General features: G+C 65.7%; 14 protein-coding genes. 3 read left to right on the top strand and 11 right to left on the bottom strand.

Annotated features, from left to right (window positions below; genetic code table 11):
• Positions 1-52: 52 nt before the first annotated feature.
• The 4 genes from prmC to QM685_RS29400 form a co-directional block, all read right to left on the bottom strand.
• The gene (prmC, locus tag QM685_RS29385) at positions 53-940 is read right to left on the bottom strand and encodes a peptide chain release factor N(5)-glutamine methyltransferase (RefSeq protein ID WP_415122043.1); all 888 of its coding nucleotides are present in this window, start codon (positions 938-940) and stop codon (positions 53-55) included.
• Between the two features lie 13 nt (positions 941-953).
• The gene (gene prfA / locus QM685_RS29390) at positions 954-2,036 is read right to left on the bottom strand and encodes a peptide chain release factor 1 (protein ID WP_415122045.1); all 1,083 of its coding nucleotides are present in this window, start codon (positions 2,034-2,036) and stop codon (positions 954-956) included.
• A gap of 121 nt (positions 2,037-2,157) precedes the next feature.
• A complete protein-coding gene (gene hemA, locus QM685_RS29395) occupies positions 2,158-3,444 on the bottom strand; it encodes a glutamyl-tRNA reductase (RefSeq protein WP_415122047.1) in 1,287 nt (428 codons plus the stop codon).
• 79 nt (positions 3,445-3,523) lie between these two features.
• Positions 3,524-4,234: a response regulator transcription factor gene (locus QM685_RS29400; protein WP_415122049.1), complete on the bottom strand. Its 711-nt coding sequence runs from the start codon at positions 4,232-4,234 to the stop codon at positions 3,524-3,526.
• A gap of 254 nt (positions 4,235-4,488) precedes the next feature.
• On the opposite strand from QM685_RS29400, the gene QM685_RS29405 reads away from it, so the two are divergent.
• Genes QM685_RS29405 through QM685_RS29415 form a run of 3 tightly spaced genes read left to right on the top strand, consistent with a single transcriptional unit; the run spans position 4,489 to position 7,257 of the window.
• The gene (locus QM685_RS29405; RefSeq protein WP_415122051.1) at positions 4,489-4,755 is read left to right on the top strand and encodes a hypothetical protein; all 267 of its coding nucleotides are present in this window, start codon (positions 4,489-4,491) and stop codon (positions 4,753-4,755) included.
• Between the two features lie 18 nt (positions 4,756-4,773).
• Positions 4,774-6,588 (top strand): aminopeptidase P family protein, encoded by a 1,815-nt coding sequence (locus tag QM685_RS29410; RefSeq protein WP_415122053.1) that lies wholly within the window; start codon positions 4,774-4,776, stop codon positions 6,586-6,588.
• Between the two features lie 45 nt (positions 6,589-6,633).
• A complete protein-coding gene (locus tag QM685_RS29415) occupies positions 6,634-7,257 on the top strand; it encodes an HAD family hydrolase (protein ID WP_415122055.1) in 624 nt (207 codons plus the stop codon).
• 53 nt (positions 7,258-7,310) lie between these two features.
• Here the strand turns inward: QM685_RS29415 and QM685_RS29420 are convergent, their stop codons facing one another.
• The 7 genes from QM685_RS29420 to QM685_RS29450 all read right to left on the bottom strand — a co-directional run bounded on the left by QM685_RS29420 (position 7,311) and on the right by QM685_RS29450 (position 15,573).
• A complete protein-coding gene (locus tag QM685_RS29420) occupies positions 7,311-8,432 on the bottom strand; it encodes a DUF748 domain-containing protein (protein ID WP_415122057.1) in 1,122 nt (373 codons plus the stop codon).
• Positions 8,433-8,625: 193 nt separating this feature from the next.
• Positions 8,626-10,290: an energy-dependent translational throttle protein EttA gene (gene ettA / locus QM685_RS29425; protein WP_415122059.1), complete on the bottom strand. Its 1,665-nt coding sequence runs from the start codon at positions 10,288-10,290 to the stop codon at positions 8,626-8,628.
• Between the two features lie 224 nt (positions 10,291-10,514).
• Entirely contained in the window at positions 10,515-11,603 is a 1,089-nt protein-coding gene (locus QM685_RS29430; protein WP_415122061.1) for a sn-glycerol-3-phosphate import ATP-binding protein UgpC, read from the bottom strand.
• 36 nt (positions 11,604-11,639) lie between these two features.
• Positions 11,640-12,485, bottom strand: coding sequence for a sn-glycerol-3-phosphate ABC transporter permease UgpE (gene ugpE, locus QM685_RS29435; protein WP_415122063.1), 846 nt, complete (start codon positions 12,483-12,485; stop codon positions 11,640-11,642).
• Positions 12,482-13,366, bottom strand: a complete 885-nt coding sequence (gene ugpA / locus QM685_RS29440) for a sn-glycerol-3-phosphate ABC transporter permease UgpA (protein ID WP_415122065.1) — start codon at positions 13,364-13,366, stop codon at positions 12,482-12,484. The genes ugpE and ugpA overlap by 4 nt, the downstream gene beginning before the upstream one ends.
• 98 nt (positions 13,367-13,464) lie before the next feature.
• Positions 13,465-14,790, bottom strand: coding sequence for a sn-glycerol-3-phosphate ABC transporter substrate-binding protein UgpB (ugpB, locus tag QM685_RS29445; protein ID WP_415122067.1), 1,326 nt, complete (start codon positions 14,788-14,790; stop codon positions 13,465-13,467).
• Between the two features lie 537 nt (positions 14,791-15,327).
• A complete protein-coding gene (locus tag QM685_RS29450; protein ID WP_415122080.1) occupies positions 15,328-15,573 on the bottom strand; it encodes a DUF2274 domain-containing protein in 246 nt (81 codons plus the stop codon).
• Positions 15,574-15,581 lie beyond the last annotated feature (8 nt).

Genomic DNA, 15,581 nt, shown 5'->3' on the forward strand with positions numbered 1-15,581 from the left:
GCAGCCGGGCGCGGCCGCGTCGCGCCAAGGGTTTTAGTGGTGGCGACGGCGCTCACGCAGCGTCGCCGCGCAGCACGCCTCCGCTGATCCGCTCGATGCCGGCGAGATCCCGCTCCGAGCGAACCTGCGCAAAACCTTGCGCGGCCAGCAACGCGCGCACGGCCTCGGCCTGGTCGTAGCCATGCTCGACCCACAGCGCGCCGCCGGCGACGAGACGGCCGGGCGCACCGGCGACGATCGCGCGGATCGCGCTGAGGCCGTCCGCTTCGTCGGTGAGCGCGCCGCGCGGCTCGAAACGCAGATCGCCTTCGAGCAGATGCGGGTCGCCGCTCGCGATATACGGCGGATTGCTGACGATCACGTCGAAGCGCAGCGCCGTGTCGAGCGAGCCGTACCAGTCGCTGTGCAGGAACGTGACGGCGCCGCCCGGACGTTTGGCGTCGACGAGGCGCGCGCCGTTGCGCGTAGCGACCGCGAGCGCCGCGGCCGAACGGTCGAGTGCCCAGACCCGCGCGTCGGGCCGCATCGAGGCGATTGCCACCGCAATCGCCCCCGTCCCGGTGCCGAGATCGAGCACGCGCGGGCGCGGCTGAGGTTCGATCGCCGCCAGAGCGGTCTCGACCAGCAGTTCGGTCTCGGGGCGCGGAATCAATACATGCGGCGTCACTTCGAACTCGAGTCCGAAAAATTCCCGGCCGCCGACCAGTTGCGCGACCGGCTCACCGGCCACGCGCCGTGCTTCGAGCGCGCGATAACGCTCGACGCTCGCGCCGTCCAGCGGCTCCTCCCCGCGCGTGATCAATTGCGTACGCCGCCAGCCGAGCACGTGCGTGAGCAGAATGCGCGCTTCGAGCGGCGGCAGCGGCGACACGCGCAGCAGCGCGTCGGCCGTAGCGGGCTGAGCGGAGGGATCGAGCGGGGCGGACGAAGCGTCGGTCATTGGGGAGCAGCGGTCAGTCCGCGTCGCCGAGCGAGGCCAGCAACTCTGCCTGGTGCTCGCTGACGAGCGCCGCGATCAGTTCGTCGAGATCGCCGTCCATGATCGCGTCGAGGCGATACAGCGTCAGGTTGATGCGATGATCGGTGAGGCGCCCCTGCGGGAAGTTATAGGTGCGGATGCGTTCCGAGCGGTCGCCCGAGCCGATCAGGTTCTTGCGCGTCGCCGCTTCCTTCGCCTGCTGCTCGTGCGCCTGCTTGTCCTTGATGCGCGCGGCGAGCACCTTCAGCGCGCGGTCCTTGTTCTTGTGCTGCGAGCGGTCGTCCTGACATTCGACGACGATCCCCGTCGGCAGGTGCGTGACGCGCACCGCGGAGTCGGTCTTGTTGATGTGCTGGCCGCCGGCGCCCGACGCGCGGAACGTGTCGATACGCAGATCGGCCGGATTGATTTCCACCTCGCCGATCTCGTCCGCTTCCGGCATCACGGCGACCGTGCACGCCGACGTATGGATGCGGCCCTGCGTTTCGGTGGCCGGTACGCGCTGCACGCGATGCCCGCCCGACTCGAACTTGAGCTTCGAATACGCGGCGTCGCCGGCGATCCGCACGATCACTTCGCGGTAGCCGCCGAGGTCCGATTCGCTCGCCGACATCATCTCGACCTGCCAGCGGTTGCGCTCGGCATAGCGCAGATACATGCGCAGGAGGTCGCCCGCGAACAGCGCGGACTCGTCGCCGCCGGTACCCGCGCGAATTTCGAGGAAGATGTTGCGGTCGTCGTTCGGGTCTTTCGGCAGCAGCATTTTCTGCAGCTCGACGCCGAGCGTCTCCATGCGCTCGCGCGCCGCGCGGATTTCCTCTTCGGCGAAATCGCGCATCGACGCGTCGGTCAGCAGCTCCTGCGCGGTGGCCGCGTCTTTCTGCGCCTGGCGCCAACGGCCGTAATGCTCGACGACCGGGCCGAGCTCCGCGTGTTCGCGCGTGAGCTTGCGGTACTGGTCGAGGTTGGAAGTGATGCCCTGGCGGCTCAACAGGTCGTTCAGTTCGGCCAGCCGGGTGGTGAGCTGGTCGAGCTTGCGTTGCATGCTCGTTTTCATCGGGCGGGTAGCGGAGCGGACTCCGAAAAGGAAAACTGCCAGGGAATGGGCGGAGGCCCGGGGCGGAAGCGCGTCGCGAGCCGCCTGGTACGGCGCGCACGGCGCGGCGATGACTGCGCCGCTAACGTTCCGGGGAGCCGGAGTGTTTGTAGAAACCGCTCATCAGCTCGATCAGCTTGTCGCGGTTGTCGCTGCTCGCGCGATTGAGCGCGTGCGTGGGACCGTGGATCAGCTTGTTGGTGAGCGCTTGCGACAGCGCTTCGAGCACCGCGGCCGGGTCGTCGCCGCGCGCGAGCATTTTCTGCGCGCGTTCGACTTCGGCGCGGCGCAGCGCGTCGGCCTGCGTGTGCATGTGGCGGATCACCGGCACGATGCTGCGCGCGTCGAGCCACTGCATGAAGTTCTGCACGCGCGTTTCGATGATCGCCTCGGCCTGCGCGACCGCGGCCTGCCGCGACGCATTGCCTTCGCGGACGATCACGCCGAGGTCGTCGACGGTGTACAGGAACACGTCTTCGAGCTGGCCGGCTTCGGGTTCGATGTCGCGCGGCACCGCGAGGTCGACCATGAAAATCGGCCGGTGACGGCGCGCTTTCACTGCGCGCTCGACCGCGCCGAGGCCGATGATCGGCAACGTGGACGCGGTGCAGGACACGATGATGTCGAATTCGTGCATCCGCGCCGGTAACTCCGACAACGGAATCGCGCGGCCATTGAAGCGCTCGGCGAGCCGCATGCCGCGCTCGGCGGTGCGATTCGCGACGACGAGCTCACGCGGATGCTGTGCCGCGAAGTGCGTCGCGCACAGCTCGATCATTTCGCCCGCGCCGATGAAGAGCACGCGCTGATTCGCGATCTTGTCGAAAATGCGCTGCGCGAGACGTACCGCGGCGGCCGCCATCGACACCGACTGCGCGCCGATTTCGGTCGTGCTGCGGACTTCCTTCGCGACGGCGAAGGTGCGCTGGAACAACTGGTTCAGGTAGGTGCCGAGCGCGCCGGCCTCGGACGCGGTGCGCACTGCGTCCTTCATCTGCCCGACGATCTGCGTTTCGCCGAGCACCATCGAGTCGAGCCCCGACGCCACCCGGAACGCATGGCGCACCGCTTCCGATTGCGGCAGCGCGTACACATGAGGCGCGAGTTCGTCGATGGGGAGGTTGTGGTACTTCGACAGCCACTGGATCGCCGCTTCGCGGGCGGCGAGGTCGTTGGTGGCGCAGTAGAGTTCGGTGCGGTTGCAGGTGGAGAGGATCGCCGCTTCCGGCGCGTTGGGGGCCGTGCGACCCAGCCAGACGCCCTTGAACGTATCCAGAGCAGGCTTGATCTGTTCGAGCGGAAACGCCACGCGTTCGCGCAAGGCGACAGGCGCAGTGTGATGGTTGATTCCGATCGTTAGAAGCTGCATTTTGGGGAGCTATCGTTCAGCCTTATATTATAGCGTTTCCACGATTCTTACATCCTGCACGCCATATACCGTGCATGCGTCAGCCCGCGTCAGCCATGCTTTCCAGCGGCACTGCGTCGAGCTGGTAGCCGTAACCATAGACCGGCGTCAGCGAATAGCCAAGCTCCGGGCGCAGTTGCAGCTTGCTGCGCACGCGCGACGCGTGGGTATCGATGGTGCGCGACTTTACGTCGCGGCGCCGCGACCAGACGGTTTCGAGGATATGCGCGCGCGACACCGGGCGCGCCAGATTGTTGAACAGCAGCAGCGCGAGGCGGAATTCCTTGGGGGTCAGGACGACGGTCAGATTGCGGAAGGTGACGGCGAAGCTCGCGGCGTCGAACGAGTAGCCGCCGATGATATCCCGCCGCCGGTTGGCCGGCCGCCGCAGGCCGGCGCGGCGCTGCAGCGCTTCGACCCGGGCCAGCATCTCGGGGCCCCGCACCGGTTTGCTCAGGCAGTCGTCGGCGCCGGCATGCAGCGCGGCGACGATCTGGCTCTCGCGCGGCGCGGACATCAGCATCATGACCGGCAGGCCCGGCAGAATGGAGCGCGCGCGCGGAATCACGTCCTCGGCGCAATGGTCGCCGGCCCAGCTTTCAGTGATCAGAAGATCGAAGAACTGGTCCGTGGCGTGCTGCAGGAATGCAGCGCTGGTGGTGAAATGCTGGCAGACATGGCCACCGGCAAAAATGAGCCGGTCGACCAGTTTGGCGTGTTGCACGTCCGGTTCGATAAGGGCGATGCGCATGGCACGGCGTCAGCCTGGCAACGAGCGGGAGCAGGCGTTTTCGTCAGACTTGCAGCTTGCCTAAGCACACCCCGACCCCTAAACTCAACCGCTATGCGGAAAGCGCCATGCTGAACTTCTATAGTTAAAGAGGCAAAAATGCTAGCGTTGCCGGCTCCTTTCGCCTATGAGACGAATCTGAAATTGTTGTCGCTGCCGCCGTCGTTGTCCCCACTTTTGCCGCTCTGTGTGCATCCCGTCGGAGCCCGTTTCTGATGGGCTGGCCAGGCATCCTCGTGCTCGGGGCGGCGATCGGCATCGCGGGCTGGTGGCTGCATCCGCTGCGCCGTGCGAATCGCGCCCGCTGGTGGATCGCGCTCGTGGCCGGGGTGCTCGGCGCGAGCATCGCGCGCATGGCCGGCAACGTGACCGGTCTCTTCCATGACGGCGACATTCTCGAATGGCCGGTGTGCACCGCCGTCGCGCTGATCGCCGTCGCCATGACGGTCGGCCTCCTCTCCCGTCGACCAGGCCGTCGATGAATCCTTGCAGGTAATTCCATGAACGCCCGACTTCCCGAAACCTCCTCCATACCCGAGCGTCTCGCGAGCCTGCGCGCCGCGATGGCGCGCGAAGGCATCGCCGCTTACCTCGTGCCGTCCGCTGACCCGCACCTGTCCGAGTATCTGCCTGGACGCTGGCAAGGCCGCCAGTGGCTGTCGGGCTTTACCGGTTCGGCCGGCACGCTGGTCGTCACCGCCGATTTCGCCGGCGTCTGGACCGACAGCCGCTACTGGGAGCAGGCCAACGCGCAACTCGCCGGCACCGGCGTAGAGCTGATGAAGATGACCGGCGGCCAGCAGACCACCCCGCATTTCGAATGGCTCGCGCAGAACGTCGCGAGCGGCGGCACGGTCGGCGTGGACGGCGCGGTGCTCGGCGTCGCGGCGGCGCGGGCGTTGAGTGCCGCCCTCGGCGCGCGCGGCGTGCAGTTGCGCACCGACGTCGATCTGTTCGACGCGATCTGGGCACAGCGTCCGCCGCTGCCGGCCGACGCGGTGTTCGAGCACGCCGCGCCGCAGGCGGGCGTCGCGCGCTCGGAAAAGCTCGCGCAGGTGCGCCGCGCAATGGCGGACAAGGGCGCGCAATGGCACTTCATCTCGACACTCGACGATCTCGCGTGGCTGCTGAACCTGCGCGGCGCCGACGTCAGCTACAACCCGGTGTTCGTCGCGCATGCGCTCGTCGGTGCGGATCGCGTGGCGCTTTTTATCGCCGACGGCAAGGTGCCGCCGGAACTCGCCGGTGTGCTCGCGCGCGACGGCATCAGCGTCGAGCCATACGCAAAGGCCGCCGACGCGCTCGCCGCGCTGCCGGCCGGCAGCACGCTGCTGATCGATCCGCGCCGTATCACGTACGGCTTGCTGCAGGCGGTGCCGTCGTCGGTCAAGGTGATCGAGGCGGTCAATCCGTCGACATTCCTGAAGTCGTGCAAGACCGCCGCCGACGCCGCCCACGTGCGCGCGACGATGGAGCAGGACGGCGCCGCGCTCGCCGAATTCTTCGCATGGTTCGAAAGCGCGCTGGGCCGCGAGCGCATCACGGAGCTCACCATTGACGAACGCCTCACCGCGGCCCGCGCGCGCCGTCCCGGCTTCGTGTCGCTGAGCTTCGCGACGATCGCGGGCTTCAACGCGAATGGCGCGATGCCGCATTACCGCGCGACTGGGCAATCGCACGCGGTGATCGAGGGCGACGGTCTGCTGCTGATCGACTCCGGCGGCCAGTACCTGAGCGGCACGACCGACATCACGCGGGTCGTGCCGGTCGGCACCCCGAGCGATGCGCAGCGGCGCGATTTCACTGTCGTGCTGAAGGGCATGATCGCGTTGTCGCGCGCGCAATTCCCGCGTGGTATCCGCTCGCCGATGCTCGACGCGATCGCGCGCGCGCCGATCTGGCAGGCGGGCGCCGACTACGGCCACGGCACCGGCCACGGCGTCGGCTACTTCCTGAACGTGCACGAAGGCCCGCAGGTCATTTCGCACTATGCGTCGGCCGAGCCGTGGACCGCGATGGAAGAGGGCATGATCACGTCGAACGAGCCGGGTCTTTACCGGCCGGGCAAGTGGGGCGTGCGGATCGAAAACCTCGTGCTGAACGTGCCGGCCGAAAAAACCGAATTCGGCGACTTCCTGAAATTCGAAACGCTGACGCTGTGTCCGATCGACACGCGCTGCATCGAGCTGTCGCTGCTGCGCGACGACGAGCGTGCGTGGCTCAACGCGTATCACGAGACGGTCCGCGCGCGCCTGTCGCCACATGTGACGGGCGACGCGAAGGCGTGGCTCGAGTTGCGCACGCAACCGGTCTGAGCGTAGCGGCAATAACCAGACAGAACCTCTGTGAACGGAGCGCGCATGGCGATCAAGGCGGTGGTGTTCGATTTCGGCGGCGTGCTGATCGACTGGAGTCCGGAGTATCTGTATCGCGAGCTGATTCCCGACGAAGCCGGGCGCCGCTGGTTTCTGACGCACGTCTGCTCGATGGACTGGGTGATCCGCCAGGACGGCGGTCAGCCGATCGTCGAAGCGACGGATGAGCTGATCGCGAAGTTTCCCGACCATGCGCCGCTGATCCGCGCGTTCTACGAGCGCTGGCACGAGATGGTGGCGGGCGTGCTCGAAGACGGCGTCGCGCTGATGGAAAAGCTCGAGGCGGCGCACGTGCCGCTTTTCGGGCTCACCAACTGGTCGGCCGAGACCTTTCCGTATGCGTGGGAGCACTACCCGGTGCTGCGGCGCTTTCGCGACGTCGTCGTGTCGGGGCGGGTGAAGCTCGTGAAGCCCGATCCGGCGATCTTTGCGGAAATGCGCCGGCGTATCGAGTTGCAGATGCCGGGCGTCGAGCCGTCCGAACTCGTTTTTATCGACGATAACGTGAAGAATGCCGAAGCCGCGACGGCGCTCGGCTGGCACGGCGTGCATCACACGAGCGCGGCGCGAACGGAGGCGAAGTTGCGCGAGCTGGGCTTGCCGGTTTGAGCGCCTGAGCCGCGCCGAATGACGAAACGGGCGTCCGCGTTAGCGCGACGCCGCTACTGCCCCAACAGATTCTTCAATGCATTGCCGAGGCCCTTGACGGTCTCGCCGGCCCCCTTCGCGACCCCTTCGACGCTGACTCCGAGCGCCTGTGCGAATCCCGCGCCGATGCGCGCGAGAATCCCTTCGCGCACCGAGAATTTCGGATCGCGCAAATCCCCATCGAGAACGAAATGCAGCGTGATATCGCCGTTGTGCGCCCGCAGCGCGGCGACGGCGGCGTGCGTCGGGATCGACATGAACGTGTCGAGCGGGTTGTCGCTTTCGGCGAGTTGCAGGTTGTGGACCGTCACGCTGCCCGGCGCGTGCATGTGATAGTCGCGCACCGTCGACGCGATCGTCAGATCGACCGTGCCGCCCGTCACCTGCGCGCGCGCCCCCGCTTTCTTCAGCAGATACGGATCGAGCATCGCGATATCGACGCCGCGCAGCGTGCTGGTGGTCTGCGAATCGCGGCTCGCGATCCTGATCCAGCCGTCGAACGTGACCGTGCCCGTGTGCGCCGGACCCTTGAGCGAGCCACGCACGCTCACGCTGGTCGGCTCGCTGAGCGACGGCAGATGCAGATTGTCGACGGTTGCATTCGCGTCGCTGACGGTCACCTTGAACGGCGGCGGCCCGACGGTCATGTCGTAGAAGTGGAAGTTGCCCTGCTCGAAGCGGATATGGTCGACCTGCTTTTCGCGCGGAATCGACGGCGCCGCGGCGTTGCCGGGCTGATCGGAGCGGTTCAGCGATTCGCGCAGATTCGGCAGCAGATTCAGCGAGCCGTCCTGCTTGCGCAGCACGGCCAGATCGAAGCCGCGCACCACGATTTCACGGATGTGCACGCGGCGCGCGAGCAGATCGCGGATGTCGGGCGTGATGATGATTTCGTCCGCGCGCAGCGGCTCGCCCGCCGGCCAGCCGGGCGGCGCTTTGAGCAGAACGTGGGAGAGATGAACCGAGGTGAGGCCGACGTCGATGCTTTCGGCGCTGCCGAGCGGGCCGAGCGCCGCGCTCACGCGGTCCTTGACTTCCTGTTGCGCGAACTTCAGCACGCCGATGGCGACGAGAATCAACGCGAGCAGCGTGCCGCCCACGCCGACGATCCAGCGCCTGCCCTTCGACATCGCCATGCTTGTCTCCTCGTCGCCGCGTGGCACGGCGTGCTGATGACCGGCTCCCGGGTACGCGGGCCCGGCATACGCTCCGGATTGCGCCGGCTTGCCGCGTGACCGCGGGTATCACGCGGCAGGCAAGCAACGCGCGTGCCCCGCCGGCCGCCGGTCTGGTGTACCGCAAGGCTAAGCGCGGGGCCGCGCGCCGCGCTTAACGCGAGATCGGCTTGTAGCGCAGACGCTTCGGCCGCGCGCCTTCTTCGCCGAGACGCGCGCGCTTGTCCGCTTCGTATTCCTGGTAGTTGCCGTCGAAGAACGTGACCTGCGAGTCGCCTTCGAACGCGAGGATATGCGTCGCGATGCGGTCGAGGAACCATCGGTCGTGCGAGATCACGAGCACCGAGCCGGCGAATTCGAGCAGCGCGTCTTCGAGCGCGCGCAGCGTTTCGACGTCGAGGTCGTTCGACGGTTCGTCGAGCAGCAGCACGTTGCCGCCGGCGATCAGCGTCTTTGCCAGATGCAGCCGCCCGCGCTCGCCGCCGGACAGATTGCCGACGATCTTCTGCTGGTCGCCGCCCTTGAAGTTGAAGCGGCCGATATACGCGCGCGACGGCGTTTCATACTTGCCGACGGTCAGCACGTCCGCGCCGCCCGAGATTTCCTCGAACACGGTCTTCGTGCCTTCCAGCGCCTCGCGGCTCTGGTCCACGTAAGCGAGCCTGACGGTCGGGCCTTGCACGATCTCGCCCGAATCCGGCTGCTCGCGGCCGGTCAGCATACGAAACAGCGTCGACTTGCCGGCGCCGTTCGGACCAATGATGCCGACGATCGCGCCGGCCGGAATCTTGAAGCTGACGTTATCGAGCAGCAGGCGGTCGCCGTACGACTTGCTGACGTTCCTGAACTCGATCACTTCATTGCCGAGGCGGTCGCCAACCGGAATGAAGATTTCCTGGGTTTCGTTGCGCTTCTGGTAGTCCTGGCTGTTCAGTTCCTCGAAGCGGGCGATCCGCGCCTTCGACTTCGCCTGGCGGCCCTTCGGGTTCTGGCGCACCCACTCGAGTTCCTTCTTGATCGCCTTCTGGCGCGCCGATTCCGACGCTTCTTCCTGCTTCAGGCGCTCTTCCTTCTGATCGAGCCAGCTACTGTAGTTGCCCTTCCACGGAATGCCGTGGCCGCGGTCGAGTTCGAGAATCCACTCGGCGGCGTTATCGAGGAAGTAGCGGTCGTGGGTCACGGCGACGACGGTGCCCGGAAAGCGCGTCAGGAATTGCTCGAGCCATTCGACCGATTCCGCGTCCAGGTGGTTGGTCGGCTCGTCGAGCAGCAGCATGTCGGGCTTTTGCAGCAGCAGCTTGCACAGCGCGACGCGGCGTTTTTCACCGCCCGACAGTTGCTCGATCTTCGCGTCCCAGGCCGGCAGTCGCAGCGCGTCGGCGGCGATTTCGATCTGCTGCTCGGCGCTGCCGTCCGAGGTCGCGAGGATCGCTTCGTACTTCGCCTGCTCGGCGGCGAGCACGTCGAAGTCGGCGTCCGGCTCGGCGTAGGCCGCGTAGATTTCGTCGAGCTTCTTCTGTGCGTTGAAGACGTCGCCGAGGCCTTCCTCGACCGCTTCACGCACGGTCTTCTGCGGATCGAGCTGTGGCTCCTGCGGCAGATAGCCGATGTTCAGATTCGGCATCGGCGTTGCTTCGCCCTCGATCTCGGTGTCCACACCGGCCATGATGCGGATCAGCGTCGACTTGCCCGAGCCGTTCAGGCCGAGCAGGCCGATCTTCGCGCCGGGGAAGAACGACAGCGAAATGTCCTTGAGGATCTGGCGCTTGGGCGGCACGATCTTGCCGACCCGGTTCATGGTGAAAACGTATTGAGCCATTTGCTTGCAGTAGACGTTGACGACGCCGGCCGCATGCGGGCGGGCAGTCGAGGGTAAATGGGTAATCGGTGTCGGGCCGGCCGGCGCGGCGTGGGACTCGGACGATGTCTTCGCGCGCGGCGGGTGGTTCAGGTGGCATTGTACTTCGCGGCGAGGCGCGGGCGGCAGCGGCGCGGCAGGCACCCCGGGTGCCGTTCGTTCGCCGTCCCCGCTTGCGCTGCGCGTCAGTTTGCGCGCCGTCCCGTCGCCGGATCGAAGAAGTGCAGGTGCTGCGCGGGCAGCGCGACCTGCAATGCTTCGCCCGCCGCCGGCCGATGCGCGTGCGGCAGGCGCGCGGTCACGTCGTGCTGGCCCCAGCGGCCGTGCGCGAGATTGTCCGCGCCGAGCAGTTCGCAGGAATCGACGACGAGCGTCGCGGGCGATGCGTTCGCCGTGCCCGGGCTCATATGCTCCGGACGAATGCCGAGCGTCCATTCGCGGCCCGTCGCGACTTCGCGGCCGATCGACGGCACGCCCGCGAGCGGCAGCTTCGGGCCGTTGGCGGCGACATCGAAGGTCGCGCCGTCGTTGGACACGCGGCCTTCGAGCAGATTCATCCCCGGCGAGCCGATAAAGCTCGCGACGAATACGGTGGCCGGCCGCTCGTAGACTTCGGTCGGCGCGCCGATCTGCTCGGCGTGGCCCTTGTTCATCACGATCACGCGCTGCGCGAGCGTCATCGCTTCGATCTGGTCGTGCGTGACGTACAGGCTCGTGGTCTTGAGCCGCGCATGCAGACGCTGGATTTCGAGGCGCATCTGCACGCGCAGACGCGCGTCGAGATTCGACAGCGGCTCGTCGAACAGGAACACCGCCGGCTCGCGCACGATCGCGCGGCCCATCGCGACGCGCTGCCGTTGCCCGCCCGACAGCTCGCGCGGCTTGCGTTGCAGCAGCGCGCCGAGCTCGAGAATTTGCGCGGCGGCCTCCACGCGCTTTGCGATCTGCGCGCGATCGACGCCCGCGATCTTCAGCGCGTAGCCCATGTTCTCGGCCACGGTCATATGCGGATACAGCGCGTAGTTCTGGAACACCATCGCGATGTTGCGATCCTTCGGCTCCAACTCGTTGACCACCTTGCCGGCGATCGAGATCTGCCCGTCGGAGATGCGTTCGAGCCCGGCCACCATCCGCAGCAGCGTGGATTTGCCGCAGCCGGACGGGCCGACCATCACGACGAATTCGCCGTCGGCGACATCGACGTCGATGCCGTGCAAGACGAACTGTTTGCCGTCGTAGGTCTTCTTGACGCCTTGCAGAGTCAGTGCAGCCATGCGGTTCTAGCCTTCTTTCCTTGTGTGCTTGCCGAATTACTTTTCCGAATCCACGAGTCCGCGCACGAACCAGCGCTGCATCGTCAGCACGACGACGAGCGGCGGCAGCATCGCGAGCAGTGTCGCGGTCATTACGAGATGCCATTCGGTCGCGGTGTCGCCGGACGCGATCATCCCTTTGATGCCGACCACCGCGGTGGTCAACGACTGCTGGCTCGTTATCAGGATCGGCCACAGATACTGGTTCCAGCCGTAAATGAACGTGATCACGAAGAGCGCCGCCATCGTCGTGCGCGACAGCGGCAGCACGACGTCCCAGAAGAAACGCAGCGCGCCCGCGCCGTCGATGCGCGCGGCTTCCATCAGTTCGTCCGGCAGCGTCTTGAAGAACTGGCGGAACAGGAACGTCGCGGTGGCCGATGCGATCAGCGGCAGCGTCAGCCCGGTGTACGTGTTGCTCAGATGCATCGACGACACGACTTCCACGGTCGGGAAAATCCGCACTTCGACCGGCAGCATCAGCGTGATGAAAATCAGCCAGAACGCGAGCGTGCGAAACGGAAAGCGGAAGAACACGATTGCGTAGGCCGAGATCATCGACACGGCGATCTTGCCGATCGCGATCACCAGCGCCATCACGAGACTGTTGAACAGCATCTGGTTGAACGGCGCGGCCGCATTGCCGGTGCCCTGGGTCCACACCGTTACGATGTTCTGGAACAGGTGCGTGCTCGGTACGAGCGACAGCGGCACCGTGAAGACTTCGTGCTCGCTCATCGTCGCCGCGCAGAACGCGACGTACACCGGAAACACCACCAGCGCGACGCCGATCAGCAGCACCGCGTGGCAGAAGAGGTCGAAACCGCGGCGGTTCTCGATCATGAGTATTGAACCCTGCGTTCGATGAAGCGGAATTGCACGACGGTCAGCGCGACGACGATGATCATCAGCACGACCGACTGCGCGCCCGAACTGCCGATATCGAGCCCCTGGAAACCTTCCGCGAAGATCTTGTAGATCAGCGTGCGGGTCGCCTGGCCGGGGCCGCCGCCGGTTGCCGCGTCGATCACCGGGAACGTGTCGAAGAACGCGTAGGTGACGTTGATCACCAGCAGAAAGAACGTGGTGGGCGACAGCAGCGGCAGCGCGATGCCGAAGAAGCGCCGCACCGGACCGGCGCCGTCGATCGCGGCCGCTTCGATCAGCGAGCGCGGAATCGCCTGCAGGCCCGCGTAGAAGAACAGGAAGTTATAGCTGACCTGCTGCCACACCGACGCGAGCACGACGAGAAACATCGCCTGGCCCGCGTTCAGCGCGTGATTCCACACGACGCCGTACTTCGCGAGCGCATAGGTGACGAGACCGATGCTCGGATTGAACAGGAACGACCACAGCACCGCGGCGATCGCCGGCGCGACCGCGTAAGGCCAGATCAGCAGCGTCTGATAGGCCTTCTTGCCGCGCGTCACGCGATCCGCGCAGACCGCGAGCAGCAGCGAGATCACGAGGCCCGATACGGTGACGAGCGCGCAGAACACGATCGTCGTGTTGAACGACGACAGATAGAGCGGATCGGCGAAGAGTTGCCTGAAGTTCGCGAGACCGACGAACTGGCTCGACGTGCCGAACGCGTCCTGGCTTTGCGTCGATTGCCAGAGCGCCTCGCCGGCCGGCCACAGGAAAAACAGCAGCGTGATGATGAGTTGCGGCGCGACGAGCAGGTAAGGCAGGACGCTGGTGCCGAAGCTGGAGCGCTTTTCCATCGATGATTCCCAAGGTGTGCTGCAACGGCGGCTTGCGGCGCGCTCGCGCCGCAAGCCCCGACTGCCTGGTTATCTACTGGTTACCCGCTGGTTACTCGTTAGTTACCCGCTTTTTCGAAGCGGCGCAGCAGTTCGTCGCCGCGCGCGACGGACGAGTCGAGCGCCTGTTGCGGCGTCTTCTTGCCCGCCCACACCTGTTCGAGTTCTTCGTCGATCACCGTGCGGATCTGCGGCATGTTGCCCAGACGCAGGCCCTTCGTGAACGGCAGGGGCGGCTTGTTGAGCATCTGACGGATCGCGGTGTCGCTGCCGGGGTTCTTGTCGTAGAAGCCCTGCTGGCGCGTCAGGTCATAGGCGGCGGTCGTGATCGGCAGATAGCCGGTGTCCTGATGCCATTTCGCGGCGACCTGCGGCGTGGCCAGATACGCGAGGAACTTCGCGACGCCCTTGTACACGGCCGGGTCCTTGCCCGACAGCACCCACAGGCTCGCGCCGCCGATGATCGCGTTCTGCGGCGCGCCCTTCACGGTTTCGTCGTACGGCATCATGCCGGTGCCGAAATTGAACTTCGCGTATTTCTTGATCGTCGCGAGCGAACCCGACGAGTTCGTGATGATCCCGCAGTCGCCGCTATAGAACTTCGACACCGGTTCATCCTTGCGGCCGACATAGGTGAACGTGCCGTCCTTCACCATGTTCTGCAGGAACTGGATATGCGCGACCTGCAGCGGCTTGTTGAATTCGAGCTGCGCGTCAAGGCCGTCGAAGCCGTTGTTCTTCGACGCGAACGGCGCCGCGTGCCACGCGCTGTAGTTTTCGAGCTGAATCCAGCTCTGCCAGCCCGACGAATAGCCGCACGACATGCCCGAGGCCTTCAGTTTCTGCGCGTCGGCGTGCAGTTCGGCCCAGGTTTTCGGCGGCTGGTTCGGATCGAGCCCGGCCTTCCTGAACGCGTCCTTGTTGTAATACAGCACCGGCGTCGAGCTGTTGAACGGCATCGAGATCAGCTCGCCGGTTTTCGAGTCGCTGTAGTAGCTCGCGATGGTCGGCACGAAGGCCTTCTGGTCGAGCGGCACGCCGGCGTCCTTGAATACCTGCGTGACCGGGATGATGGCCTTTTTCGCCTGCATCATCGTCGCGGTGCCGACTTCGTAGACCTGCAGGATCGCTGGCGCGTTGCCGCTGCGATAGGCCGCGATGCCGGCGGCGAGGGTCTGGTCGTAGGTGCCCTTGAACACGGGCACGATCTTGTAGTCGCTTTGCGATTTGTTGAAGTCGTTCGCGATGTCGTTCAGACGTTCGCCCAACGCGGCTTCCATCGCATGCCAGAACTGGATTTCGGTCGCGGCCTGGGCCGCCTGGCTGAGGCCGACAGTCAATATGGCGGCGACGGAAAGCGAACGGAACAGCGGCTTGCAATTCATCGATTTGTCTCCTGTGTCGATTGGGGTGAGCGCCTTGGCGCTTACTCCGATCCCATGCCGGGTGGCACGGAAGGGCGCGGATGCGAATCGCGCGATTCTATTTGTGTTCGATGACATTCCGGCGTCGGCAGCGAGGCGGCCGGGCCCGCTTCTGGCGGGCGCCGGAAGTCGCAATTTAACATCGGCTGTCACGAAACGGAAATAATCGGGAGGGAAGCCGGGTAGGGCCTGGGCTGTCACGTGCCCCGGACGGCGCAATGAAAAATGTCCGTTGTCAAGTCTTTGATGCGGACAGGCAGCAGCGTGAAAGGTCTTGTGGGGCAATAGGTTAGGTCAAAAATCGACCATTACGCGCTCCTACTGCTCTTTAGGCTAGGTGCCACATAGGCGCTTTGCGGTGGCAAGCGTAGGAGCGCTCCGGCGAGCCAGGGCGCATCGCTGTTGTAGCTTTTAGCATGGTGCAATCCACTCCAAAAGCGAAAGCGCAGCCCGTAGGCTGCGCTTTTGTCGTGGGCGACACCGGATGAACCAACAAAATCAGGCTTGTTTCGGTGGCGCGGCCTTCGCCGTCGCTCCCTTCCTGAATCCCCGATCCCCCGCCATGAACGCCTCCAGCATGTGCGGGATCAACGTCACGGCATCGACCGCCTCGCCGTAGGTCTGCGAGTGCAGCGCCGCGTAGCGGTCGAGGTCGGCCCGCAGGCTGGCCGGGCACGCGAAGGTCAGCTTCGTGGACTCCAGTTTCGGCAGCGGCCCGAGCCGCAGCTTCTTGCCCGTGGTCATCGCATCGC

The sequence above is a fragment of the Paraburkholderia sp. genome (genome assembly GCF_047605525.1).
GTDB lineage: Bacteria > Pseudomonadota > Gammaproteobacteria > Burkholderiales > Burkholderiaceae > Paraburkholderia.

What these genes read in the sequence shown, in the direction of transcription:
- ugpE (WP_415122063.1), bottom strand. Translation starts at nt 12,485, where the DNA reads ATGATCGAGAACCGCCGCGGTTTCGACCTCTTCTGCCACGCGGTGCTG.
- prmC (WP_415122043.1), bottom strand. Translation starts at nt 940, where the DNA reads ATGACCGACGCTTCGTCCGCCCCGCTCGATCCCTCCGCTCAGCCCGCT.
- QM685_RS29415 (WP_415122055.1), top strand. Translation starts at nt 6,634, where the DNA reads ATGGCGATCAAGGCGGTGGTGTTCGATTTCGGCGGCGTGCTGATCGAC.
- QM685_RS29450 (WP_415122080.1), bottom strand. Translation starts at nt 15,573, where the DNA reads ATGACCACGGGCAAGAAGCTGCGGCTCGGGCCGCTGCCGAAACTGGAG.
- ugpA (WP_415122065.1), bottom strand. Translation starts at nt 13,366, where the DNA reads ATGGAAAAGCGCTCCAGCTTCGGCACCAGCGTCCTGCCTTACCTGCTC.
- QM685_RS29420 (WP_415122057.1), bottom strand. Translation starts at nt 8,432, where the DNA reads ATGGCGATGTCGAAGGGCAGGCGCTGGATCGTCGGCGTGGGCGGCACG.
- QM685_RS29405 (WP_415122051.1), top strand. Translation starts at nt 4,489, where the DNA reads ATGGGCTGGCCAGGCATCCTCGTGCTCGGGGCGGCGATCGGCATCGCG.
- ugpB (WP_415122067.1), bottom strand. Translation starts at nt 14,790, where the DNA reads ATGAATTGCAAGCCGCTGTTCCGTTCGCTTTCCGTCGCCGCCATATTG.
- QM685_RS29410 (WP_415122053.1), top strand. Translation starts at nt 4,774, where the DNA reads ATGAACGCCCGACTTCCCGAAACCTCCTCCATACCCGAGCGTCTCGCG.
- hemA (WP_415122047.1), bottom strand. Translation starts at nt 3,444, where the DNA reads ATGCAGCTTCTAACGATCGGAATCAACCATCACACTGCGCCTGTCGCC.
- QM685_RS29430 (WP_415122061.1), bottom strand. Translation starts at nt 11,603, where the DNA reads ATGGCTGCACTGACTCTGCAAGGCGTCAAGAAGACCTACGACGGCAAA.
- prfA (WP_415122045.1), bottom strand. Translation starts at nt 2,036, where the DNA reads ATGAAAACGAGCATGCAACGCAAGCTCGACCAGCTCACCACCCGGCTG.
- ettA (WP_415122059.1), bottom strand. Translation starts at nt 10,290, where the DNA reads ATGGCTCAATACGTTTTCACCATGAACCGGGTCGGCAAGATCGTGCCG.
- QM685_RS29400 (WP_415122049.1), bottom strand. Translation starts at nt 4,234, where the DNA reads ATGCGCATCGCCCTTATCGAACCGGACGTGCAACACGCCAAACTGGTC.